Source organism: Brucella pseudogrignonensis, assembly GCF_002252525.1.
GTDB lineage: Bacteria > Pseudomonadota > Alphaproteobacteria > Rhizobiales > Rhizobiaceae > Brucella > Brucella pseudogrignonensis.
On sequence record NZ_NNRM01000022.1, the window covers coordinates 198,358 to 221,468 of the forward strand.

A 23,111-nucleotide genomic window follows, 5' to 3' on the forward strand; every position below is an offset into this window, starting at 1 on the left:
GATGTCGGCTACGGGGGGAGGATCGGTTCAGGGCCGGGTGTCGTTCGACGGGCTGGCAATTGCCCTCGTCATGTTCATCATGTTCACCTGGGGGCTTAACCAGGTTGCCATCAAGATAGGCAATCGCGGCTTTAATCCCATGCTCATGGCCGCAGGTCGTGCAGCTTTGGGCGGCCTTTGCGTTTTTCTCTGGTGTTACTGGAAGCGCATTCCGCTGTTTGGCCGTGATGGCACGCTGAAGCCCGGCATTCTGGCCGGTCTTCTTTTTGGTGTCGAATTTGTTCTGATCTTTCTGGCGATGGAACTGACCAGTGTGGGACGTGTCACGCTGATGATGAATGTCATGCCGTTCTGGGTAGCCATCGGCAGTCATTTTCTTTTAGGTGAACGAATGTCCATGCGTGCCTTCATAGGCATGTGCGTGGCGTTTCTTGGTGTTTTCGTGGTCTTTTCAGATCATATCAGCCGTCCCGGCCCCAATGCGGTCTACGGCGATCTGCTCGCGCTCATTTCCGGTATGCTTTGGGGAATGACCACGCTCGTCATTAAGCGATCAAAGCTTGCAAGTGCTGCGCCTGAGAAGACGTTGCTTTATCAGCTTGCCGTAGCAGCACTCGTGCCGTTGCCATTCATGACTTTGAGCGGACCATTGATCCGCGATCCCGATATGCTCTCGGTTCTGTCATTTCTGTTTCAGTCAATGTTCGTGGTAGCTGTGACATATCCATTGTGGTTCTGGATGGTGCGTCGCTATCCGGCGTCCAAACTGTCTAACTTTGCATTCCTAACGCCAGCTTTCGGCGTACTCCTCAGCGGACTGCTGCTCAATGAACCACTGGGTTGGAAAATCTTTGCGGCACTCGGTCTGATCGGGCTAGGCCTCATTATCATCAATCGACCAGCAAAAGCCGGAGCCGCCCGATGAAACTCGTTCTCTTTGATTGTGATGGCACGCTTGTCGATAGTGGTGACACTATTCACCATTGCATGGTCGCCAGTTTTAATGACGCTGGACTTGTTCCGCCTGAAATCGAGCAGACCCACTCAATCATCGGTCTTTCTCTTCCAATCGCCATTGCGCAGTTGCTCGGTCGCGAAGTTGACGAACAGGCACACTGGCTCACGCAGCGTTACAAAGAAAACTTTGTAAAATACCGTCAGAACCCTGATTTTGCAGAGCCGCTTTATGATGGCATTCTGCCACTTCTGACTGAGCTTGGTAGTCGCGATGATTTGTTGTTGGGCATCGTTACCGGTAAGTCGCAGCGCGGCGTGCGTTCGATTTTCGAACGTCATGGCATTGGACATCATTTCATGACCGTTCGTACCGCCGATGATTGCCCGTCGAAGCCTCATCCGGCTATGGTGCTTGAATCCTGTGTCGAAATGGGGATAGAACCAGAGCGAACAATCGTGATCGGCGATGCGATTTACGATATGCAAATGGCTCGTTCAGCGGGTGCGCGTGCCGCTGGTGTTTCGTGGGGCTATCATAAGCCCAACGCACTGAAAGATGCAGGCGCCCATTATGTCATGAACAAGCCTGAAGAGCTCCATGCGATTCTGCATGAAATGGATGCTTTCGCATCCTGACCTACAATAATTGGATATTATTATGCGCGACACTCTGAGCGATCCCCAAGCTGAAATGCCGATTTCGCAAACCGACCCGGTAAAGCGCTCTCAGGAATTGATGCGCACACCGCTGCCGAAGCGCTTTTATGAAAAAGCTGAAGTTGCCGAAACCGAAGGCGGGTTCACCGTGCATCTCGATGGTCGTCCGGTCAAAACACCGGCACGGGCTGTTCTGCTTCTCCCAACAAGCGAAGCTGCGGAAATCATTGCGGAAGAATTCCGTGCACAGGTGGAAGTTATAGATCCTTCCAAAATGCCTGCAACGCGTTTGGTGAACACCGCGATTGACGGCATTGCACAAGACCCGCAAGCGGTTTTCGAAGACATTCTGCGTTTTGCCGGAACGGACATGATCTGTTACCGCGCCGCAAGCCCGAAAGAGCTTGTTGCGCGTCAGACCGAACAATGGGACCCGCTGATCGATTGGGCTGAGAGCCTTGGCGCACGTTTTGCACTTGCAGAAGGTGTGATGCATGTTGAACAGTCACGAGAAGCGATTTCAGCTTTCGGCATTCATCTGTCGGAATTCAAAAATCCTATTGCACTGGCATCGCTCCATACGATGACGACGCTGACCGGCTCCGCACTGATTGCTTTGGCAATTGCCAAAGGCGAAGTCTCTGTCGAAGACGGTTGGAGCCGTGCCCATCTCGATGAAGACTGGACTGTCGAACATTGGGGCGAAGACGCTGAAGCGCAGGCACGTCGTAAGACACGTCTAGGCGAAATGATGATCGCAGCCCGCGTACTTCAAGCGCTCTAGTTATTATTTATCTAATAGCTGTAACAAACTGTATAAAAAGAGAAAACCCGGCTTTCGCCGGGTTTTCTTTCGCGCGCCTTCTGGCACGTCGTTCCCCTCGGTAACTCAAACGCATCCCCAAAATCGTAAAACGGTTTTCGGATAAGAGGCGCTTTAAAGAAGTAACCGGAGCGCGCGACAATCGCTGATTGCCACGCGCAATCCCGATTAAACCGAGTAGTACATGTCGAACTCAACTGGATGCGGCGTTGTTTCATAACGCAGCACTTCAGCCATCTTGAGTTCGATGAAGCTATCGATCTGGTCGTCCTCGAATACGCCACCAGCCTTGAGGAATTCGCGATCCTTGTCGAGCGCCTGCAGAGCTTCACGAAGCGAACCGCAAACGGTTGGGATCTTCTTGAGTTCCTTTGCAGGCAGATCGTAGAGATCCTTGTCCATGGCCTGGCCCGGATGAATCTTGTTCTTGATGCCGTCAAGTCCAGCCATCAGCAGCGCTGAGAAGCAGAGATATGGATTTGCTGATGGATCCGGGAAGCGAACTTCAAGACGCTTCGACTTCGGCGACGAACCGAATGGAATACGGCAGGAAGCAGAACGGTTGCGAGCCGAGTAAGCCAGCAGGACTGGAGCTTCATAGCCAGGGACCAGACGCTTGTAGGAGTTGGTCGATGGGTTGGTGAATGCGTTCACAGCCTTGGCGTGCTTGATGACGCCGCCGATGAAGTACAGGCAGTTTTCCGACAGACCGGCATATTCATTGCCAGCGAAGGTTGGCTTGCCGTCTTTCCAGATTGAGAAGTGAACGTGCATACCCGAGCCGTTGTCGCCGAAAACTGGCTTTGGCATGAAGGTTGCAGTCTTGCCGTAGGCATTGGCCACCTGATGCACGACATATTTCTGGATCTGCATCTTGTCCGCATTGCGGACGAGCGTGTCGAACTTTGTGCCCAGCTCGTGCTGAGCCGAAGCAACTTCGTGGTGATGCTTTTCAACCGTTACGCCCATTTCCGTCAGAACGGTGAGCATTTCGGAGCGCATGTCCTGAAGGCTGTCCACTGGTGGAACAGGGAAGTAACCACCCTTGACGCGTGGGCGATGGCCCATATTGCCGGTTTCGTAATCGGTATCATCGTTCGATGGCAGTTCGGTCGAATCGAGCTTGAAGCCGGTGTTGAACGGATCGACCTTGTATTTGACGTCATCGAATACGAAGAATTCAGCTTCCGGGCCGACGTAAACAGTGTCGCCAATGCCGAGCGACTTCATGTAGGACTCAGCCTTCTTTGCAGTCGTGCGTGGATCGCGGCCATAAGCTTCACCCGAAATCGGATCAAGAATGTCGCAGAGAATTACCAGCGTGGACTGAGCAAAGAACGGATCAATGTGAGCGGTTTCCGGATCTGGCATGAGAACCATGTCGGATTCATTAATAGCCTTCCAGCCACCAATCGAAGAGCCGTCGAACATGACGCCATCTTCAAACATCTCTTCATCGATCAGGCCGACATCCATCGTAACGTGATGCAGTTTGCCTTTTGGGTCTGTGAAGCGGAGGTCAACAAACTTGACGTCGTTGTCTTTGATCTGTTTCAGAATGTCATTGGCAGTCGTCATTTTGGTATCCTGTTTGCACGACGATGGTCGGTAGACTTGGTTTCGTTAGATCGCGTCCACGCCGGATTCGCCGGTACGGATACGGATAACTTCTTCGATATTGGAGACGAAAATCTTACCGTCACCAATGCGGCCCGTCTGGGCTGCCTTGCGGATAGCTTCAATGGCGCCATCGACGGTTTCGTCGGCGACGATGACTTCGACTTTCACTTTTGGAAGAAAATCGACGACATATTCCGCGCCACGGTAAAGCTCGGTATGGCCCTTCTGTCGGCCGAAACCCTTGGCTTCAATTACAGTAATACCCTGCAAACCAACTTCCTGAAGGGCTTCCTTCACTTCATCGAGCTTGAAAGGCTTAATGATGGCTTCGATCTTTTTCATCAGAGAATTGTCTCCGCTCTTGTTCGGAAATGGACATTGTGCCCGTTTCGTAAATATAGAAGCATGAACTGTGCCAACTCGATCTATGCCGATCAAATTTTTTAAGTTCCTTGCTTTTTCAAGCAAAAATTCCCGAAGTTGCCCTGTCACTCCCAGAGAAAATGGCACCAAAGTCAAGGCTAGCGCATTTTCAGTAATTTCAGAAGTGCAACTTTCTTTGGCCCAGAGTGGCATTATTATTGTCATTGAGACAAGGCTGTCCGTATGAAAGATATTCAACAAGGTTTCGAGCTTGTTAGCGATGCATAAAAAATAGACAAAATGCGCAGAAGTTAATCAACCTTGATGGAGCGCAAGTGCCGCGTAATTAATCACTTCGATAATAAGGGGAAGTGGAAGCCATGTTTGAACTGCTGACGCCAGCGGAAATGTCGAGTGCGGATAGACTGACTATCGAATCTGGCACGCGTGATGGTTTTTCACTGATGCTTGCCGCCGGTCATGCGGTCGCGCATGTGGCTCTGGGCATGTTTGCAGGTAAGGGGCCGATAGCCGTTCTTTGCGGACCCGGAAATAATGGTGGCGATGGTTATGTAGCCGCGCAGTTTCTGCTTGAGGCTGGCATGGATGTCATGTGCTTTGGAACTGCGCAGCCCCGGCAGGGCTCCGACGCGATGCGGGCATTGCTGTTCTATAAAGGAGAAGTGCGTCGGCTCAGTGCGTTTTCGCCGGTCGATTTTGCAGGCGTTATTGATGCGCTATACGGTGCAGGTCTCACGCGTAGCATCGGGGGTGTTGAAGCTTCCATTATTGGAGAATTAAACGCATCCGGCATTCCGGTTATAGCTGTCGATTTACCGAGCGGTATTTCCGGCGAGAACGGACAAATATCGGGTGTAGCCGTCAATGCACGCGCAACGGTGACGTTTTTCCGCAAGAAGCCGGGCCATCTGCTGCAACCGGGCAGGGCACATTGCGGAATTCTTCATGTTGCAGATATTGGCATTGCTGATGACGTTCTGACCACTATCAAACCCCAGACATTTGAAAACTCACCTGAGCTTTGGCGAGGTCAGCTGCCGCAGCTTTCAATCAACGCGCACAAATATAGTCGTGGTCACGCGGTTGTCTTTTCCGGACCTGCGCATTCAACCGGTGCCGCGCGACTGTCAGCAATGGCTGCGGCACGGAGTGGTGCCGGGGCAGTTACACTTTTATCGCCGCCTGATGCACTTCTGACAAATGCCGCGCATCTGACGAGCATCATGGTACGCGAAACCCGCAATATCAAAGATGTAGAGACATTCGTGAAGGATCGCAAAGTAGCTGCCTGTGTGCTCGGTCCGGGATATGGCAGCCCGTCATTTGCGCGAGATCATGCTTTGGCACTCTTTTCCGCCATTGATGGGCAGGCAGAATATCTGAAAGGGGTGGTGCTCGATGCGGATGGCATAACGGCATTTGAAAATAAGCCAGATCAGCTTTTTAAGGCCAAGCGTAGTGCGCATACGGCTCTTGTGCTCACGCCACATGAAGGCGAGTTCAGACGTCTTTTCCCGGATATTGCTGCGGAAGCAGATAGTTCAAAGACGGATAAAGCGCGTCAAGCCGCAAGCCGTGCAAATGCCGTCGTGATCTATAAAGGTCCTGATACGGTGATTGCTGCGCCTGACGGTCGTGCCATTATCAACGCAAACGGTACAGCGTTTCTCGCAACAGCTGGATCCGGCGATGTACTGGCGGGTATTGTTTGCGGACTGCTTTCACAGGGGATGCCAGCCTTTGAGGCGGCAAGTGCAGCTGTGTGGATACACGCTGACGCTGGACGACGCTTCGGTCACGGGCTTATTGCAGAGGATTTGCCGAACCAACTTCGCGCTGTCTTGTCTGCACTTGAACGTTTAGCGCCCTGAGCTGCGACTGCCACCGGTTCCGACATCGACTGTAACACTGCCGGAAATCGAAACATCGGTATTACCGACGCGGAAGTTTTTCCAGCTTCCGGCGGGTTGCGAATTGGGTTCCGGGGCAGGCGGAGGCGCAGATACAATAGGCTTCTGCGGTTCTACGCCTGGCAATCCTGTCGGTGCTTGGTCTTGAGCAAAAGCGCTAGCTGATAATACTGTTGAGGAAACAGCAGTAAATATTAGAAATCGCTTCATATTCTCAATCCTTATTTCAGACCTGATCTGCAACTGCTTCCAGAAGCTGTTCAGCCATACTGAGCGTGAACTCATCATAGTGAGAGATGACGCGGCTCGGTTCATAGTGCTGTACCGGCAAGTCAGTATAACCGAAATCTACGGCAACCACAGGAATACCAGCTGCCTTGGCCGTGTCGATGTCTGTACGGCTGTCGCCAACCATGATGGCGCGGTCGCGATTTCCGCCCGCTTTTGCGATCGTATCTGTCAGGTGGCGTGGGTCAGGCTTGCGATAAGCAAAGGTATCTGCACCACAAATTGCTGCAAAACGGTTTGCTTCACCCATAGAAGTCAGCAATTTGACGGCCAGAGCCTCAAACTTGTTTGTGCAAACAGCCAAGGTGTAACAATTCGCGCTGAAGCGATCCATCGCTTCAAGAACGCCAGGATAAAATGTCGAGTGACCCGGCATATGCGCTGCATAATGTTCGCGGAACTCTTCGACAAGGTGATCAAGCTTCACGTCATCGACCTGCTTCTGCTGCGCTGCAAAAGCGCGCTCGATCATGACGCGGCCGCCTTGTCCAACGAAGCGGCGCAGAGATTCACTATCAGCGGTCCGCAGGCCTGAAATAGCAAGGCAATGATTCAGACTGTCCAAAAGGTCCGGAGCCGTTTCGACCAGGGTTCCGTCGAGATCGAAAACGATAATGGGCTTGGAATTGACAGCAGACATGTGACTTCCTTCAGGAATGATACTTGCGAGCGCATTGCTAAACGCTTTCTCAAATAGGCCAAATTGCTCGCAGAAACGAGAGCCTATCGCAAAAATCGCGATATTTTGTATTGAGCCCTTTGTTGCGCTGCACGCACATGCTAGAGGCGTTCACGGAGCCGGGTGAGAATCTGCTGGGAATATAGGAATTCAGGCATGGATGAAGCACGCAAGCTGAAAATCGCCGCCGCTGCAGAGGCACTGACGCACGTCAAGGACGGAATGCGTCTGGGAATTGGAACAGGCTCAACTGCCGAAGAATTCGTGCGTCTGCTGGCCGAAAAGGTAAACGGTGGTTTCAAGATCATCGGTGTGCCGACATCTGAGCGGACTGCTGCTCTTTGCGCTGAACTCGGTGTTCCACTGACGACACTCGAAGAAACGCCGCATCTCGATCTGACCATTGACGGTGCAGACGAAGTCGATGCCAATCTGTCGCTTATAAAGGGTGGCGGTGGTGCGCTTCTTCGTGAAAAGATCGTCGCGGCTGCATCCGACTCAATGATTGTTATTGCGGACGGATCGAAGGTTGTTGAAGCGCTTGGACGCTTTCCGCTGCCGATTGAGGTTAATCGTTTCGGTCTTGGCGCAACTTTGCGCAGCATTGAGTTGGCAGCATCGCAATGTGGCCTTGCAGGTCCACTGGTCCTGCGGTTAAAAGATGGCTCGCCGTTTGTAACGGATGGTGGACATTATATCGTGGATGCATCTTTTGGCCGCATTCCCGATCCAAAGATTCTATCTGACGCTCTCTTCGCCATACCGGGCGTTGTTGAGCATGGACTTTTCATCGGACTGGCACGGGCCGCGATTATCGCAGGCGCTGACGGTATCCGAACCATGAACCGGCCTTGAAGCGCCGACACGAATTGTTTGAACGGAGTACCGACCATATGATCCCGGCAACTGGCTTCCGCCGTCTGATTGCACCGTTTTCCGCACTCGTCCTGATGTCAGGCGTTCATGCGGCTTCTGCACAGGAAATTTCCGCTTCGCATCTGGAAGCTGCACGCGCAGCAATCGCTTCTATCAATGCGACGGAGCAGTTTGATGAGATCCTGCCAAGTGCAGCTCGCGCTCTGAAGGGCGAACTCATCCAGAAAGATCCGAATCTCGAAGCTCTCATCACCAAGACCGTTGATGACAAGGCTCTCGCTCTTGCGTCGCGTCGCGCAGACCTCGAAACCGAATCTGCCCGCGCTTATGCAAACGCATTCAGCGAAGATGAACTCAAGGCAATTTCGGCTTTCTACACCTCGGAAGCAGGCAAGAAGCTTCTCGCTGAAGGCCCAATCGTGACTCGTGAAGTCGTTAAGGCTGCAAATATCTGGCAGAACGGCATTGCTCGTGACCTCGCAACCGGTGTTGCAGAAGTTCTCGCAGCGCAGGCTGGCGCAACTGCTGCCCCAGCTACCCCTGAGCAGCCAGCGCAGCAGTAATTGCTTGCAGTAAACTAAAATTTAGAAGCCCGGCGACTTGGCCGGGCTTTTTCTTTTGCTTACATAAAGCGCAGTGTTGATTTTGAATGGAGAGCACCATGGCCGACTACGATTATGATCTTTTTGTTATCGGCGGTGGTTCCGGCGGTGTCCGGGCAGGGCGTCTGGCCGGTGCCATGGGCAAGAAGGTTGGTCTGGCCGAAGAATATCGCATGGGTGGAACATGCGTTATCCGTGGTTGTGTTCCCAAGAAGCTCTTTGTCTACGCTTCGCAATTTCCCGAGCATTTTGAAGACGCCGTTGGCTATGGCTGGGAAGTTGGCAAATCGAGCTTTGACTGGAAGAAACTGATCGAAGCCAAGGACAACGAAATTACCCGCCTTGAGGGCCTTTATCGAAAAGGCCTGGAAAATTCCAAGGTCGATATTTTTGCAAGCCGCGCCGAGCTTATCGATGAGCATACTATTGAGCTGAAAGCAGATGGTCGTCGCGTAACCGCTGACCAGATTCTGATTGCAACCGGTGGGCACCCAAGCGTGCACGACTCTCTACCGGGCGCAGAATATTGCATCACCTCCAACGAAGCATTTCATTTGGAAGAACTGCCGAAAGCAATCGTCATTGCAGGCGGCGGTTATATCGCGGTCGAGTTTGCCAATATTTTCCATGGTCTCGGCGTTGAAACCACGATTGTCTACCGCGGCAAAGAAATCCTGTCGCGCTTTGATCCTGACCTCCGTCATCTGCTCCAGGAAACAATGGTAGCAAAAGGCATCCGTATCATCTGTGGTGCAGTTTTTGAGAAGGTCGAAAAGCAGTCTGACGGCGAACTGAAAGTTTCACTGACTAATGGTGAGACACTCAATGTCGGTCAGGTCATGATGGCTATCGGCCGCAAGCCTAACACGAAGGGCCTTGGTCTCGAAAAGGCTGGCGTTAAAACCGACGCGCAGGGTGCTATCGAAGTCGATGACTATTCGCGCACCAGTGTTTCCAATATTTGGGCCGTCGGTGACGTTATCAATCGCGTTCAGCTGACACCGGTGGCAATCCATGAGGCCATGTGCTTCCTCGAGACCGCCTTCAAGGACAATCCAACCAAGCCGGATCATGAGCTGATCGCCACTGCAGTCTTCTCGCAGCCTGAAATCGGCACCGTTGGATTGCCGGAGGATGAAGCTGCGAAGAAGTATCCAGAATTGGAAGTCTATCGCGCCTTGTTTCGCCCGATGAAGAACACGCTGTCTGGCCGTAACGAAAAGATGCTGATGAAGCTCATCGTTGACGCCAAGAGCCGCAGGGTTGTTGGCGCCCACATCATGGGGCCGGATGCCGGTGAAATGGCACAGCTTCTGGGCATTTCGCTCAAGGCTGGCGCAACGAAGGATGACTTCGACCGCACCATGGCCGTTCACCCCACAGCGGCTGAAGAACTGGTCACGATGTACAAGCCGACCTACCGCGTTGTGAACGGAGAAAAGGTCGACGGCTAAATCTTTCGTCGCACGCTGATCCTGTTAACGATTCTTGCTGGTATAAAGCGAGCGACTACATTATATCAACGCGATCACGTATGCCGGTTTCCGTGTTTGGGCATTGAGTTGTCCAATAGAAATGGATGCCGGCTTTCGTGTTAAGGAGGACAAAATCCGAGAGAAATCGCGCGGATAATTAAAACAGGTGTGAAATGACGAAGAACTGGACCCCGAATTCCTGGAGAGACAAACCGATCAAGCAAGTGCCGTTTTATCCAGACGCACAGGCTCTGACCGATGTTGAAGCTCGCCTTCGTACCTATCCACCGCTCGTATTTGCAGGTGAAGCCCGCAAGCTGAAGAACCAGCTCGCGGATGTTGCCGAAGGCAAGGCATTTCTGCTTCAGGGCGGCGATTGTGCGGAGAGTTTCGCAGAACATGGCGCGGATAATATCCGCGACTTTTTCCGCGTCTTTTTGCAGATGGCCGTTGTTCTGACGTTTGGTGCCTCCAAGCCTGTTGTTAAGGTTGGCCGTATTGCTGGTCAGTTCGCCAAGCCGCGTTCTTCCGATATGGAAACGCTCAATGGCGTCGAGCTGCCATCATACCGTGGCGACATCATCAACGGCATCGATTTCGATGAAGCTTCGCGTATCCCTGATCCGCAGCGTCAGGACATGGCTTATCGCCAGTCTGCTGCAACGCTGAACCTGCTGCGTGCATTCGCGCAGGGTGGTTACGCTAACCTTGAGAACGTGCATCAGTGGATGCTCGGCTTTGTTGGCAAAAGCCCGCAGGCAGAGCGTTATGCAGCTCTCGCACAGCGCATTTCGGAAACGATGAACTTCATGCGTGCCATTGGGATCACTTCCGATAGCAATCATTCGCTCCGTGAAACCGATTTCTACACCAGCCATGAAGCATTGCTGCTTGGCTATGAAGAAGCGCTCACACGCGTCGATTCGACTTCTGGCGACTGGTACGGCACTTCAGGTCACATGATCTGGATTGGCGACCGCACACGTCAGGCCGATCATGCGCATATCGAATATTGCCGTGGCATCAAGAATCCGCTCGGTCTGAAATGTGGCCCATCGCTGCAGCCGGATGATCTCATCCGTCTGATCGATCTTCTCAACCCAGAAAACGAAGCAGGTCGTCTGACGCTCATTGCTCGTTTCGGTTACGACAAGGTCGGCGATCATCTGCCACAGCTCATCCGTGCTGTTGAACGTGAAGGCCGCAAGGTCGTCTGGTCTTGTGACCCGATGCATGGCAACACGATCACCGCAGGCGGTTACAAGACGCGCCCGTTCGACCGCATCCTCAAGGAAGTGGAATCCTTCTTCGCGATTCATCGTGCCGAAGGTTCGCATCCGGGCGGAATCCATGTCGAAATGACTGGCAAGAACGTCACCGAATGCACCGGCGGCGCTCGCGCAATTTCGGCGGAAGACCTGCACGACCGTTACCACACGCATTGCGATCCACGTCTCAACGCGGATCAGGCGCTGGAACTGGCCTTCCTTCTGGCAGAATTGCTCAAGAAGGAACGTGACTCAGGTGCGGAAAAGCAGGCCGTTAACGCCTAGTCGGATCAAACCACACCAATTCAATACAGGGCGGAGGATTTATCCTCCGCCCTGTTGTGTTTCGGCTGAATTCGCTTATTGATTTTGGCGAAAACTCACTTGGGGGCATCGATGAAGCGGATTATTCTGGCGTTTCTCAATTCAATGCGTGCTCTCCGGCATTTGGCCAAGCACGAGAAAGCGGTTCAGCAGGAGCTTGTCCTGTTTCTGCTTTCGTTGCCAATCGCATTTTTCCTGGCTCCTAGTGCGCTGGCATTCTTGCTGATGACGGGATCGATCCTGTTCCTCATTCTGGTTGAAGTGCTCAACACGGGTATTGAGGCCACTTGCGATGCAGTCTCGCGTGATTTTCATAAAGAAATTCAGATTGCCAAGGATTGCGGGTCGCTCGCCGTCCTGATCGCGATTGTGTTTGTAGCTGCCACATGGGGTTATATTCTGATTACGACCTATATGATCTGACAAAGAACAACCGTTCTTGAACTCCATCCGTTGCAATTAATTGCACAAGCGCGCTAAAGCTTGGGCATGATCAGCACCAGCGAGAATCTCGATATGCTTCGTATTGCCGTTGCACAGCTCAATCCTGTTATGGGCGACATCGCCGGAAATCTTGCAAAGGCTCGTGCAGCCCGCGCAGAAGCAGCCAAAATGAACGCCGACCTTGTGATGTTCACCGAGTTGTTCATTGCAGGTTATCCGCCGGAAGATCTTGTTCTGAAGACTGCCTTTGTCGCGGCCTGTGAAAAGGCCGTTGGTGAGCTAGCAAAAGACACCGCTGATGGCGGTCCGGGCGTTATTATCGGCACGCCTATGCAACGCAATAGCGGTTTGCATAATTCGATTGCTGTACTGGATGGCGGCGAAATTATTGCCGAGCGTTTTAAGGTCGATCTGCCGAACTACGGCGAATTTGACGAAAAGCGCGTTTTCCAACCGGGTCCAATGCCAGGTCCGGTGAATTTCCGCGGTGTGCGCATTGGTATTCCGATTTGCGAGGATATCTGGGGCGATCTCGGAGTAGCCGAAACGCTAGCTGAAAGCGGCGCTGAATTTCTCTTGGTGCCAAACGGCTCGCCTTATCACCGCGCCAAGATCGAACGCCGCTATCAGGTTGTTCTGAAACAGGTTATCGAAACCGAACTTCCGATGCTCTACGCCAATCAGGTTGGCGGGCAGGATGAGCTGGTCTTCGATGGTGGTTCCTTTGTGTTCAATGCCGACAAGACTCTTAGCCTGCAGATGCCGCAATTTGCGGAAGCGATTACGCTGACTGTCTGGAAGCGGGACGGCGAGGGCTGGCATTGCGAAGCAGCTGAAAAGGCAAAGCTGCCAGAAGGTTTGGAAGCTGATTATGCGGCCTGTATACTGGGTCTGCGTGATTATGTGAACAAGAACGGCTTCAAGGATGTCGTGCTTGGCCTGTCAGGTGGTATCGACTCCGCAATCTGCGCGGCGTTAGGTGTCGATGCGCTTGGCAAGGATCGCGTGCGCTGCGTGATGCTGCCATATCGCTACACCTCGGAAGAGTCGTTGAAAGACGCTGCCGATTGCGCGAAGGCGCTCGGCGTGCGTTACGATATTGTGCCTATCGCAGAGCCTGTCGAAGGCTTCCTTTCTGCATTGAAGCCAATGTTTGAGGGCACTGAGAGCGGCGTTACTGAGGAAAATCTGCAAAGCCGCGCACGCGGCACTATCCTTATGGCAATTTCCAACAAGTTCGGTTCGATGGTTGTGACCACGGGCAACAAGTCAGAAATGTCGGTGGGCTATGCAACGCTTTATGGCGACATGAATGGTGGCTTCAACCCCATCAAGGACGTCTATAAGATGCAGGTTTTTGCCCTGTCCGAATGGCGCAACAACAATGTTCCGGTTGGCAGCCTTGGCCCTTCTGGCGAGGTTATCCCGACAAACATCATCACAAAAGCGCCATCCGCAGAATTGCGTGAAAACCAGACAGATCAGGACAGTTTGCCACCTTATCCGGTGCTGGACGACATTCTCGAATGCCTCGTTGAAAACGAAATGAGCAATGCCGAGATCGTCGCGCGTGGCCATCAACTTGAGACGGTGCAACGGATCGAGCACCTGCTTAATCTGGCAGAATACAAGCGCCGCCAATCTGCGCCTGGTGTCAAAATTACCAAGAAGAATTTCGGACGTGATCGTCGTTATCCAATAACGAACCGCTTCCGCGACCGCTGAGAGATTTCATAATGACCGTAACAGTTCGTTTTGCACCGTCGCCGACGGGGTATATTCATATTGGCAATACACGTACCGCACTTTCAAACTGGCTTTACGCCAAGAAGAACGGCGGCAATTTCATTCTGCGTTACGACGATACGGACGTTGAACGCTCCAGGCAGGAATATGCCGATGCTATTGCCATTGATCTCGCATGGTTGGGTGTCACGCCTGACCGGGTCGAATATCAGTCAAAGCGCTTTGATGTGTATGCCAAGGCTGTCGAGAAGCTGAAGCAGGCCGGTCTTCTCTATGCCTGCTATGAAACAGCCGACGAACTCGAACGCCGTCGCAAGCTGCGACTAGCGCGTCGTTTGCCGCCAGTCTATGGCCGCGAAGCTCTGAAGCTGACCAATGATGAAAAGGCAGCTTTCGAAGCTGAGGGCCGCAAGCCGCACTGGCGCTTCCTTCTACCAAACTTTGAAAGCGATCCTTTCGCAACCACGCGCACTGAAGTCCATTGGGATGATCTGGTGCGTGGACCACAGACTGTCGATCTGGCTTCCATGTCCGATCCGGTTCTGGTTCGCGAAGATGGCACTTATCTCTACACGCTGCCATCAGTTGTTGATGATATCGATCTTGGCATCACCCACATCATCCGTGGCGACGACCATGTCACTAATTCGGGCGTGCAGATTGCAATCTTCAAGGCGCTCGGTGCCGAACCGCCGGTCTTTGGCCACCACAACCTGCTCACCACGGTTTCGGGCGAAGGGCTTTCCAAGCGCTCTGGCGCTCTTTCGGTCGGTAGCTTACGTGAAAGCGGTTATGAGCCGATGTCTGTCGCTTCGCTGGCCATTCTGATCGGAACATCCGAGTCCGTTTCGGCTGCGATCGATATGGATGCCTTGGCAGAACGTTTTGATCTGGCTGCGATTTCAAAATCATCGGCAAAGTTTGACCCAGCAGAACTTGATACGCTTAACCGCGCTTTGCTGCATGATATGCCTTTTGAGAAAGCGAAAGAGCGTCTCGAAGCACTCGGCATTTCAGGCGATCAGGCAGAGGCTTTTTGGGCAACTGTTCGTGGTAACCTTGAGCGTTTCAACGATGCGGCTCATTGGTGGCAGATCATCAATGGCGATCTGCCGGAAAAGCCGGAGCTAGCCGAAGAAGATCAGGTGTTTGTGCAGGAAGCCTTTAAACTGCTACCTGCTGCTCCTTGGGATAAGCAGACCTGGAAAACATGGACCGATGCTGTGAAGATCGCGACGGGACGCAAGGGCAAGACATTATTCATGCCCCTGCGTATCGCACTTACGGGGCAGGCGCATGGTCCGGAGCTTGCGGACCTACTGGTTTTGATTGGTCCGGATAGAACGAAGACCCGACTACTCTAACTTTCGAGCTTTCCGTATAGGTGCGCTCCGCTGGCGGTGTGGTTGCTGTCGGAGCGATATAGTCAGTTGGTTGAACTTTTGGTTGTGATGTCGGCGCGTAACTCGATTCCGATGCTTCGTATGGTGGAACAACGAAATCTTCGACCGGTTCACTTACGGTTTTCGCGACTTTAGTCTGGTCGTGTTTAGATATTTTGTTTGAGGCTGTTTTTCTGGGAGCAGCCTTCTGCGCTTTTCGAGCGGGTGCCCAAGTCGCTGAACATGCCTGAACATATCGACCAGCGTGCGATCTGCCAGCAATCGTTGCGTTTAGCTCAGAGAGCTGGTTTTCAAGAGTTTTAACGTCCGACTGCAGTTTATCGGCTCGCGTCTTAAGGCGCGTGCACGATGTGGATTTGCCCGCACTGAAACAGCTTTGCTTTGATAGTTCAGTACGAGTCCGTGCAAGCTGAGCTTTGCTTTGTTCAAGTTTTGCTTTCGTCGATGCAACATTGCTCGACAATCGCGCTTTCTCTTTTGGAGAGCATTGCTGCACCGGTTGGGTGGTTGTACAGCCGGCTATCAATAATGCGGTCGTTAACACCATCGCTGGCGATGCTAGGCGAAAAAAACGTCTACAAGCAATCTTCATAGAACAAGCCCGTCCTGTTTGTTCGTACGTATCGATTGTTATGTATTGTATTTAAGAAAGCATAAACGCCAAGTATGATTATGCATACTTGGCGTTTATTATACATTGATAATATATATTATGGCAAGTTCTTATTCTATTTTACTTCTTCAACTCTCCCGAGCGCTGAAGTGCTTCAACAACTGCCAGTGCCGTCATATTCACCACACCACGCGATGTAACTGACGGCGTAAGGATGTGAGCAGGGCGCGCCGTGCCGAGCAGAATTGGCCCAACATGCAGTGCATCAGTCACCGTCTTGACCACGTTTAGCGTGATGTTTGCTGCGTCAAGGTTCGGGAAAACCAGAAGGTTTGCTTCGCCCTTGAGGCGCGAGTTCGGGAATACACGATCCCGCAAAGCTTGCGAAAGCGCAGAGTCGCCATGCATTTCACCATCAGATTCAAGCTCTGGAGCTTTTTCTGCCAGCAACGCTGCGGCCCGACGCATCTTCTCTGCACTTGCGGATTCTTTCGATCCGAAGTTGGAATGTGAAACGAGTGCAGCCTTTGGTTCAATTCCGAAACGGCTGATTTCCTTGGCAGCCAGAATTGCCATTTCAGCGATTTCTTCGGCTTCCGGTTCTACGCTGACATAAGTGTCGGTGAGGAACAGTGCGCCGCGCTGCGAAATTAGCAGGCTGAGGGCAGAATAATCGCTGATACCTGGAAGCTTGCCGATAATCTGCTTCACGACGCGCATATGGCGCTCAAAGCGTCCTTCCAGACCACAGATCATGGCATCTGCTTCATCGCGCATCACAGCCAGCGCTGCAATTGCCGTCGAGTTGGTACGTACGATTGTACGTGCCGCCTCAGGGGTCACACCCTGACGGCCCGTATAGGACAGATAAAGGTCGACATAATCACGGTAACGTGGATCATCTTCCGGATTGATAAGATCGAAATCCGTGCCTGGACGAATCTTTAGACCATAGCGCTGAAGGCGTGTTTCGATAACGTGTGGACGACCAACGAGGATTGGTGCAGCAATACGTTCTTCGATAACCACCTGAGCAGCACGCAATACACGTTCATCTTCACCGTCAGCATAGATGACGCGCATCGGCTTGCTCTGCGCGCGGGCTGCCGCGAAGACTGGCTTCATGATGAGGCCGGAACGGAAGACGAAGCGGTTCAGCCTGTCGGTATAAGCTTCCCAGTCTTCGATTGGACGCGTTGCAACACCGCTTTCCATCGCAGCCTTGGCAACCGCAGGAGCGATACGCAGGATCAAACGCTGATCGAATGGCGATGGGATAATGTGATCTGGTCCGAAAGTCGGTGTATCACCCGAATAGGCCCGGGCAGCAACATCAGAAGGTTCTTCGCGAGCCAATGCTGCAATAGCACGAACCGCTGCGAGCTTCATTTCTTCATTGATTGCAGTCGCACCCACATCAAGTGCGCCACGGAAGATGTAAGGGAAGCAGAGGACGTTGTTGACCTGGTTCGGATAGTCTGAACGTCCTGTGCAGATCATAGCATCGGCGCGTGCTTCGCGCGCAGCTTCCGGCATGATTTCTGGATTTGGATTAGCCAGTGCCATGATCAATGGCTTTTCAGCCATCTGCTTGAGAAGCTCAGGCTTCAGAACACCAGCCGCCGACAAGCCGAGGAAAACGTCTGCGCCGCCGATAACATCGGCCAGCACGCGTGCGTCGGTCTTCTGTGCGTACACTTCCTTCCAGCGATCCATAAGCGTATTGCGGCCTTCATAGACCACGCCTTCAATATCGCAGACAAAGATGTTTTCGCGCTTGGCGCCAAGATTAACCAGCAGGTTAAGACAGGCAAGCGCCGCAGCACCAGCGCCTGAAGTTACAATCTTGGCAGTGCCAATTTCTTTTCCAGCCAATTCCAGTCCATTGAGCACTGCGGCGGCGACAATAATTGCCGTTCCATGCTGATCGTCATGGAAGACCGGAATATTCATTTTGGCGCGCAGTTGCTCTTCAACTTCAAAGCATTCAGGTGCCTTGATGTCTTCGAGGTTGATACCACCAAAGGTCGGTTCGAGCGCGGAAACAACATCAACGATACGGTTGATTTCATGTGCATCGACTTCAATGTCGAAAACATCGATATCTGCAAATTTCTTAAAGAGAACGGCCTTGCCTTCCATCACTGGCTTGGATGCAAGTGCGCCGATATTGCCAAGGCCAAGAACCGCGGTGCCGTTTGAAATAACTGCGACCAGATTGCCACGCGCCGTATATTCGGCAGCTGCAGCGGGATCTTCATGGATTGCGAGGCAGGGGGCGGCGACACCAGGTGAATAAGCAAGTGCAAGGTCGCGCTGATTGCCGAGCGGCTTGGTGGCTTGAATTTCCAGCTTGCCCGGCTTCGGGTAGCGGTGGAAGAACAGGGCCGCTTCGTCAAAATCCGAACGCGTGGAAGTGGAGGGGGTCTTTTTATTCGTCATTATCGCATCGCTTTCCGGTTCATGCGCGCAGCTGGGGGAGGAAACCGCGCAGGGACGCTTATTTGCGTCTTTTGAGCCATTATCGTTCTTATCTCAAACTATCAAATCACTATAGGCCCGATTTCGAGAAGCAGTTATTCCGCAGTTGAATGGTATTTCGAGTGAAACAGCTTCTTTTATGGCAACAGACATGCCACCAAGCCAATGTCGCAATCAACCGGATTTTGGTTGACGCGCGGAAATGTCCACCTGTTCCGCGCTTTTTTACCACTCAAATAATTGCGACCTTAATTTTACCGGGAATATCGCTTCGATTTTGAAAATTTGTATTCCTCATTATCTGGGATAATTTATATAAGAAATTACTTTAATAGCTAACTATATAGCACTGTTTCGTTTAATTTTTGGAGGCTTATACTTAGTAAAATTCAGTAAACAGACTAGGATATATGTGTCATGCGCAGTGGCCTTGAAAATATTGTCGTCGCCGAAACCGTTTTGTCGGATGTCGATGGTCTTTCGGGAAAACTCATCATTCGTGGGCGATCGCTCGATAATCTTGTTCCTCATACCAGTTTTGAGGATTGTATTGAGCTTCTATGGGATGGCTTGTTTGATGACCTTCCCAAGGGAGAGGAACTTCAGCGTGCGCTCGGTGAGGCTCGTGCTCAGATTTTTCATCACACCGATGCAATAGACGATGTGTTGCTTGAACTGCCGCCGATAGAAGTCGTGCGTGCGCTGATGGCCAGAATCCCCGACGGAGATGACCTTACAGCCGCTCTTTATATGGTTGCAGCTCCGGCTGTTTTCACTCCTGCCATTATGCGTATGAAACGTGGACGACAGATGCTGTCTCCCGATCCTTCTCTTCCGCATAGCGTCGACTTTCTACGTATGATGAATGTCAGGATGCCGGAGGAAATTGATGTTCAGGCCCTCAATAGCTACCTCGTATCTGTTTCTGATCACGGTTTGAATGCATCGACCTTCGCTGCCCGTGTGGTTGCTTCGACACAGGCGGGGATGACGTCATCAATTCTGGCCGCAATCGGCGCTTTGAAAGGCCCACTTCACGGCGGAGCACCTGCTCCTGTGCTTGATATGTTGGACGCGATTGGAAATGCCAAAAATGCAGAAGTTTGGCTGGATAGGGCTGTTTCCAAAGGTGAGCGCTTAATGGGTTTTGGTCATCGGATTTACCGCATTCGTGATCCCCGGGCCGACGTAATCAAAGCTGCGCTTCATCGCATTATAGAGTGCAAAAACGCTAACAAAGACAGGCTGCATTTGGCTGAAGCGGTGGAAACTGCAGCAATCGCTGTGCTGAATAAGCATAAGCCGGAACGAATGCTGTCAACCAATGTCGAATATTATACGGCTTTACTGCTTGAACAGCTTGATATCCCTCGCGCAGCTTTCACCTCCGTATTTGCCATGGGGCGAACTTTGGGTTGGGTTGCACACTGCCGTGAACAAATAAAAGAGAACAAACTTATTCGTCCACAGTCGATCTATGTTGGCCCAAAGCTTGATACGGCCACTTAGTTTTACTTCGACATATTTGATCTCAGCCTCTGAGATAAACATTCAGATATATTGAAAATTCTATTTGAGAGACGCGAAGTTATTGGCTTTGCGTCTCTTTTTTAACCGTCATATGTCTGTGACATGAATCGGGTTTTCTGCGCTCAAATCCGGGTTGCCATCGGAAGGACAACCAAATGAGCGATGAACAGACTGAGTCAAAGAAATACCGCACTCTGTTTATTTCTGACGTGCATCTTGGCTCCAAAGCGGCTCAGGCCGAACTTTTGCTGGACTTCCTGCGTTGCCATGATGCTGAAACGATCTATCTGGTTGGTGATATCGTTGATGGCTGGCGTCTGCGACGCAACTGGCATTGGCCACAGGAACACAACGATGTTGTGCAGAAACTTCTGCGCAAAAGCCGCAAGGGCGCGACAATCATTTATATTGCCGGCAATCACGATGAGTTCCTGCGCAATTTTCAAGGTACGCATTTTGGCGGCATCGAAGTGATGAACCGCGCTATTCATGAAGCGGCGGACGGACGTAAATTCCTCGTCATTCACGGCGATCAGTTCGATGTTGTGGTGCGCAATGCCCGTTTCATCGCCTATCTCGGTGACTGGGCTTACGATACGGCCATCTGGATCAACACGATCATGAGCCGCGTGCGTGCAATGTTTGGTCTGCGTTACTGGTCGTTTTCGGCTTGGGCTAAATTCCGCGTCAAGAAAGCGGTCAACTTCATCGGCAAGTTTGAAGACGTGGTTTCAGAAGAAGCGCAACGCATCGGCGTCGACGGTGTTATCTGCGGTCACATCCATCATGCGACCATCGAGAAGATGAACGGCGTTGAATATATCAACACCGGCGATTGGGTAGAAAGCTGCACAGCGGTTGTCGAGCATTTCGATGGACGTATGGAGTTGCTGGAATGGACTGAGCGTCTGGGCCAGCAACCATCACTCCCTGCCGTGCAAGACGCAAATGCAGGTGGAAGAATAATCAGGCTTCCGAGAGCAGCCCGAAAAGCGGTGAATGGCAGCAGATGAAGAAACTGGTCATCGTAACAGACGCCTGGCATCCACAAGTAAATGGCGTTGTGAGAACGCTGGCAAAATGCTGTGAACTGATGACCGAACGTGGCTATGAGGTGATTGTCATCTCTCCACAAGATTACCGTTCGGTACCTTGTCCGACATATCCCGAAATTCGTCTGGCCATGACGACCCCATCAGCCTTCCGCCGACGGCTCGTGAAATTGCAGCCGGACTATGTGCATATAGCCACCGAAGGTCCGCTGGGCTTCATGGCGCGGCGTGCATGTCTTAAAATGGGTTGGAGCTTTACAACAAGCTTTCACACCCGCTTTCCTGAATATCTTCAGGACAGGTTTCCAATTCCGCCAAAGTGGACTTATGCGTTCTTGCGCCGCTTTCATAATGCGGCGTCGCATACACTTGTTCCAACCCAATCAATCCTCGACGATTTGCATGGACGTGGTTTTACAGGGCTGGAGCTTTGGACCCGCGGTGTTGATCGCACGCTTTTTCATCCACGCGACGATGTTAAAAGGGACTTGCCGCAGCCGGTCTTTATCTGCGTCGGGCGCGTCGCTACAGAAAAGAACCTGCCAGCATTTTTGGAGTTGAAACTACCGGGAACGAAATTGATCGTCGGTGATGGTCCGGCACTCGACGATTTGAAAACCCGTTTTCCGGAAACCGTTTTCATTGGCAAGAAAGAGGGCAAAGACCTCGCGCGTGTCTATGCATCGGCGGATGTGTTTGTGTTTCCAAGCAGAACCGACACGTTTGGCCTCGTTCTGCTGGAAGCCATTTCGTCGGGCCTGCCTGTGGCGGCATTTCCCGTACCGGGATCATCCGATGTTGTGGGCGCAACAGGAGCGGGGATTTTGTCCGAAGATTTGCATGAAGCATGCATTGCGGCACTTGAAATGCCAGCCTTTGACCCCGCTGAAGTGCTCAAGCCTTTCACATGGGAAGCCTGTGCGGACATCTTCGAAAACGTTCTGTCGTCAACGAAGAGTGTCGCACAACCTTTCAGCAGAACCGAGAATCAACCCCAGACAGTCGCCTCTGGCGGATAAACCAGCGCCCCGTCATAGCGCAGTCCCGGATCACGGTCGTGTGCCAATAACAGCGGACCGTCCAGATCAACGACATCGGCTTTCTGTGCAAGCAAAACGGCAGGCGCCATGCCAAGCGATGTACCAACCATACAGCCAACCATGATTTGCAGTCCGAGCGAAGTAGCCTTGTCGCGCATAATCAAACCTTCGGTCAGGCCACCAGCCTTATCGAGCTTGATATTCACGGCATCATAGCGCTTGGCGAGATCTTCCAACCCGACAGACGTATGAACGCTTTCATCGGCGCATATAATCACCGGGCGTTCGATGCGGCTTAGAATATCATCTTTACCGGCGGGCAGAGGCTGTTCAATCAGAACCACGCCTGCTTTGGCTGCGGCAGCCATATTTTCTTCGATATTATCTTCAGTCCAGCCTTCATTTGCATCGATAATGATGCGGCTGTTTGGCGCCGCATTGGCAACTGCGTGAATACGCTCGATATCGTTGTCGCCGCCCATTTTCACTTTGATTAGAGGATAATGCGCGACCTTCGCAGTCGATTCCGCCATTTCTTCGGGTGTTCCAAGCGACACTGTAATGGCGGTTTCCAGCGCCCGCGTCGGTGCGCCAAGTGTATCGGCGACACTCTTGCCAGAGAGTTTGGCTTCCAGATCCCACATTGCACAATCAACCGCATTGCGGGCTGCACCTGCTGGCATGAGCGTCTGAATATCCTGACGTGTGGCACCGCTTTCAATAGCTGAGCGCACGGCTTCAATCTGTTCGCTTACGCTCTCAATTGATTCGCCATAACGTGCATATGGAACGCATTCGCCGCGCCCCAATAGGCCATTATGCCCGATCTCGCATACGATCACAGCGGCTTCAGTCTTCGAGCCGCGGGAGATTGTGAATTTCCCGGCGATGGGATAGCGTTCATGAATGATTTTCAAGCTATTGTGCATGGATATGCCC

At 52.2% G+C, this 23,111-nt stretch carries 19 protein-coding genes; 14 read left to right on the plus strand and 5 right to left on the minus strand.

The window, feature by feature from the left end; translation table 11 throughout:
- Window position 1: 1 nt before the first annotated feature.
- The 3 genes from CEV34_RS13965 to CEV34_RS13975 are packed head-to-tail and all read left to right on the plus strand — an operon-like array spanning window position 2 to window position 2,398.
- Window positions 2-925 carry a DMT family transporter gene (locus CEV34_RS13965; RefSeq protein ID WP_007874901.1) on the plus strand — a complete coding sequence of 308 codons (924 nt, stop codon included), beginning with the start codon at window positions 2-4 and terminating at the stop codon, window positions 923-925.
- The gene (locus tag CEV34_RS13970) at window positions 922-1,593 is read left to right on the plus strand and encodes an HAD-IA family hydrolase (RefSeq protein ID WP_007874903.1); all 672 of its coding nucleotides are present in this window, start codon (window positions 922-924) and stop codon (window positions 1,591-1,593) included. Before CEV34_RS13965 ends, CEV34_RS13970 begins: the two co-directional genes overlap by 4 nt.
- 22 nt (window positions 1,594-1,615) lie before the next feature.
- Window positions 1,616-2,398, plus strand: coding sequence for an ATP12 family chaperone protein (locus CEV34_RS13975; protein WP_007874905.1), 783 nt, complete (start codon window positions 1,616-1,618; stop codon window positions 2,396-2,398).
- 207 nt (window positions 2,399-2,605) lie between these two features.
- Here CEV34_RS13975 and glnA read toward each other — a convergent pair whose 3' ends face one another.
- Complete coding sequence (gene glnA, locus CEV34_RS13980) at window positions 2,606-4,015, minus strand: type I glutamate--ammonia ligase (protein WP_007874907.1); 1,410 nt, start codon at window positions 4,013-4,015, stop codon at window positions 2,606-2,608.
- Between the two features lie 45 nt (window positions 4,016-4,060).
- Window positions 4,061-4,399: a P-II family nitrogen regulator gene (locus tag CEV34_RS13985; protein ID WP_007874909.1), complete on the minus strand. Its 339-nt coding sequence runs from the start codon at window positions 4,397-4,399 to the stop codon at window positions 4,061-4,063.
- A 401-nt stretch (window positions 4,400-4,800) separates the two neighbouring features.
- Between CEV34_RS13985 and CEV34_RS13990 the strand changes: the two genes are divergently transcribed.
- On the plus strand, window positions 4,801-6,312 hold the full coding sequence (locus tag CEV34_RS13990; protein WP_007874911.1) for a bifunctional ADP-dependent NAD(P)H-hydrate dehydratase/NAD(P)H-hydrate epimerase: 1,512 nt from the start codon (window positions 4,801-4,803) through the stop codon (window positions 6,310-6,312).
- Between the two features lie 265 nt (window positions 6,313-6,577).
- On the opposite strand, the gene CEV34_RS14000 is transcribed toward CEV34_RS13990, so the two are convergent.
- On the minus strand, window positions 6,578-7,279 hold the full coding sequence (locus tag CEV34_RS14000; RefSeq protein WP_007874913.1) for an HAD family hydrolase: 702 nt from the start codon (window positions 7,277-7,279) through the stop codon (window positions 6,578-6,580).
- Between the two features lie 195 nt (window positions 7,280-7,474).
- Between CEV34_RS14000 and rpiA the strand changes: the two genes are divergently transcribed.
- The 7 genes from rpiA (at window position 7,475) to gltX (ending at window position 15,417) form a co-directional block, all read left to right on the plus strand.
- Complete coding sequence (gene rpiA / locus CEV34_RS14005) at window positions 7,475-8,173, plus strand: ribose-5-phosphate isomerase RpiA (RefSeq protein WP_007874915.1); 699 nt, start codon at window positions 7,475-7,477, stop codon at window positions 8,171-8,173.
- A 38-nt stretch (window positions 8,174-8,211) separates the two neighbouring features.
- A complete protein-coding gene (locus CEV34_RS14010) occupies window positions 8,212-8,757 on the plus strand; it encodes a DUF2059 domain-containing protein (RefSeq protein WP_064320600.1) in 546 nt (181 codons plus the stop codon).
- Between the two features lie 98 nt (window positions 8,758-8,855).
- Complete coding sequence (gor, locus tag CEV34_RS14015) at window positions 8,856-10,250, plus strand: glutathione-disulfide reductase (RefSeq protein WP_007874925.1); 1,395 nt, start codon at window positions 8,856-8,858, stop codon at window positions 10,248-10,250.
- A gap of 194 nt (window positions 10,251-10,444) precedes the next feature.
- Window positions 10,445-11,824, plus strand: coding sequence for a class II 3-deoxy-7-phosphoheptulonate synthase (locus tag CEV34_RS14020; RefSeq protein WP_007874927.1), 1,380 nt, complete (start codon window positions 10,445-10,447; stop codon window positions 11,822-11,824).
- A gap of 111 nt (window positions 11,825-11,935) precedes the next feature.
- On the plus strand, window positions 11,936-12,286 hold the full coding sequence (locus CEV34_RS14025) for a diacylglycerol kinase (RefSeq protein ID WP_007874929.1): 351 nt from the start codon (window positions 11,936-11,938) through the stop codon (window positions 12,284-12,286).
- A 66-nt stretch (window positions 12,287-12,352) separates the two neighbouring features.
- The gene (locus CEV34_RS14030) at window positions 12,353-14,032 is read left to right on the plus strand and encodes an NAD+ synthase (RefSeq protein WP_007874931.1); all 1,680 of its coding nucleotides are present in this window, start codon (window positions 12,353-12,355) and stop codon (window positions 14,030-14,032) included.
- Window positions 14,033-14,043: 11 nt separating this feature from the next.
- Window positions 14,044-15,417, plus strand: coding sequence for a glutamate--tRNA ligase (gltX, locus tag CEV34_RS14035; RefSeq protein ID WP_007874933.1), 1,374 nt, complete (start codon window positions 14,044-14,046; stop codon window positions 15,415-15,417).
- Window positions 15,418-16,189: 772 nt separating this feature from the next.
- Here the strand turns inward: gltX and CEV34_RS14040 are convergent.
- On the minus strand, window positions 16,190-18,511 hold the full coding sequence (locus CEV34_RS14040) for an NADP-dependent malic enzyme (RefSeq protein WP_007874938.1): 2,322 nt from the start codon (window positions 18,509-18,511) through the stop codon (window positions 16,190-16,192).
- A 456-nt stretch (window positions 18,512-18,967) separates the two neighbouring features.
- On the opposite strand from CEV34_RS14040, the gene CEV34_RS14045 reads away from it, so the two are divergent.
- The 3 genes from CEV34_RS14045 to CEV34_RS14055 all read left to right on the plus strand — a co-directional run bounded on the left by CEV34_RS14045 (window position 18,968) and on the right by CEV34_RS14055 (window position 22,151).
- Window positions 18,968-20,059, plus strand: a complete 1,092-nt coding sequence (locus CEV34_RS14045) for a citrate synthase/methylcitrate synthase (RefSeq protein ID WP_007874940.1) — start codon at window positions 18,968-18,970, stop codon at window positions 20,057-20,059.
- A 176-nt stretch (window positions 20,060-20,235) separates the two neighbouring features.
- Window positions 20,236-21,093, plus strand: a complete 858-nt coding sequence (locus tag CEV34_RS14050) for a UDP-2,3-diacylglucosamine diphosphatase (protein WP_007874942.1) — start codon at window positions 20,236-20,238, stop codon at window positions 21,091-21,093.
- A complete protein-coding gene (locus CEV34_RS14055) occupies window positions 21,090-22,151 on the plus strand; it encodes a glycosyltransferase family 4 protein (protein ID WP_094543774.1) in 1,062 nt (353 codons plus the stop codon). The genes CEV34_RS14050 and CEV34_RS14055 overlap by 4 nt, the downstream gene beginning before the upstream one ends.
- Here the strand turns inward: CEV34_RS14055 and dgcA are convergent.
- Window positions 22,121-23,101 carry an N-acetyl-D-Glu racemase DgcA gene (gene dgcA / locus CEV34_RS14060; RefSeq protein WP_007874945.1) on the minus strand — a complete coding sequence of 327 codons (981 nt, stop codon included), beginning with the start codon at window positions 23,099-23,101 and terminating at the stop codon, window positions 22,121-22,123. The two genes, CEV34_RS14055 and dgcA, sit on opposite strands and share 31 nt — an antisense overlap.
- Window positions 23,102-23,111: the final 10 nt, after the last annotated feature.

What these genes read in the sequence shown, in the direction of transcription:
- CEV34_RS13965 (WP_007874901.1), top strand. Translation starts at nt 2, where the DNA reads ATGTCGGCTACGGGGGGAGGATCGGTTCAGGGCCGGGTGTCGTTCGAC.
- CEV34_RS13970 (WP_007874903.1), top strand. Translation starts at nt 922, where the DNA reads ATGAAACTCGTTCTCTTTGATTGTGATGGCACGCTTGTCGATAGTGGT.
- CEV34_RS13975 (WP_007874905.1), top strand. Translation starts at nt 1,616, where the DNA reads ATGCGCGACACTCTGAGCGATCCCCAAGCTGAAATGCCGATTTCGCAA.
- glnA (WP_007874907.1), bottom strand. Translation starts at nt 4,015, where the DNA reads ATGACGACTGCCAATGACATTCTGAAACAGATCAAAGACAACGACGTC.
- CEV34_RS13985 (WP_007874909.1), bottom strand. Translation starts at nt 4,399, where the DNA reads ATGAAAAAGATCGAAGCCATCATTAAGCCTTTCAAGCTCGATGAAGTG.
- CEV34_RS13990 (WP_007874911.1), top strand. Translation starts at nt 4,801, where the DNA reads ATGTTTGAACTGCTGACGCCAGCGGAAATGTCGAGTGCGGATAGACTG.
- CEV34_RS14000 (WP_007874913.1), bottom strand. Translation starts at nt 7,279, where the DNA reads ATGTCTGCTGTCAATTCCAAGCCCATTATCGTTTTCGATCTCGACGGA.
- rpiA (WP_007874915.1), top strand. Translation starts at nt 7,475, where the DNA reads ATGGATGAAGCACGCAAGCTGAAAATCGCCGCCGCTGCAGAGGCACTG.
- CEV34_RS14010 (WP_064320600.1), top strand. Translation starts at nt 8,212, where the DNA reads ATGATCCCGGCAACTGGCTTCCGCCGTCTGATTGCACCGTTTTCCGCA.
- gor (WP_007874925.1), top strand. Translation starts at nt 8,856, where the DNA reads ATGGCCGACTACGATTATGATCTTTTTGTTATCGGCGGTGGTTCCGGC.
- CEV34_RS14020 (WP_007874927.1), top strand. Translation starts at nt 10,445, where the DNA reads ATGACGAAGAACTGGACCCCGAATTCCTGGAGAGACAAACCGATCAAG.
- CEV34_RS14025 (WP_007874929.1), top strand. Translation starts at nt 11,936, where the DNA reads ATGAAGCGGATTATTCTGGCGTTTCTCAATTCAATGCGTGCTCTCCGG.
- CEV34_RS14030 (WP_007874931.1), top strand. Translation starts at nt 12,353, where the DNA reads ATGATCAGCACCAGCGAGAATCTCGATATGCTTCGTATTGCCGTTGCA.
- gltX (WP_007874933.1), top strand. Translation starts at nt 14,044, where the DNA reads ATGACCGTAACAGTTCGTTTTGCACCGTCGCCGACGGGGTATATTCAT.
- CEV34_RS14040 (WP_007874938.1), bottom strand. Translation starts at nt 18,511, where the DNA reads ATGACGAATAAAAAGACCCCCTCCACTTCCACGCGTTCGGATTTTGAC.
- CEV34_RS14045 (WP_007874940.1), top strand. Translation starts at nt 18,968, where the DNA reads ATGCGCAGTGGCCTTGAAAATATTGTCGTCGCCGAAACCGTTTTGTCG.
- CEV34_RS14050 (WP_007874942.1), top strand. Translation starts at nt 20,236, where the DNA reads ATGAGCGATGAACAGACTGAGTCAAAGAAATACCGCACTCTGTTTATT.
- CEV34_RS14055 (WP_094543774.1), top strand. Translation starts at nt 21,090, where the DNA reads ATGAAGAAACTGGTCATCGTAACAGACGCCTGGCATCCACAAGTAAAT.
- dgcA (WP_007874945.1), bottom strand. Translation starts at nt 23,101, where the DNA reads ATGCACAATAGCTTGAAAATCATTCATGAACGCTATCCCATCGCCGGG.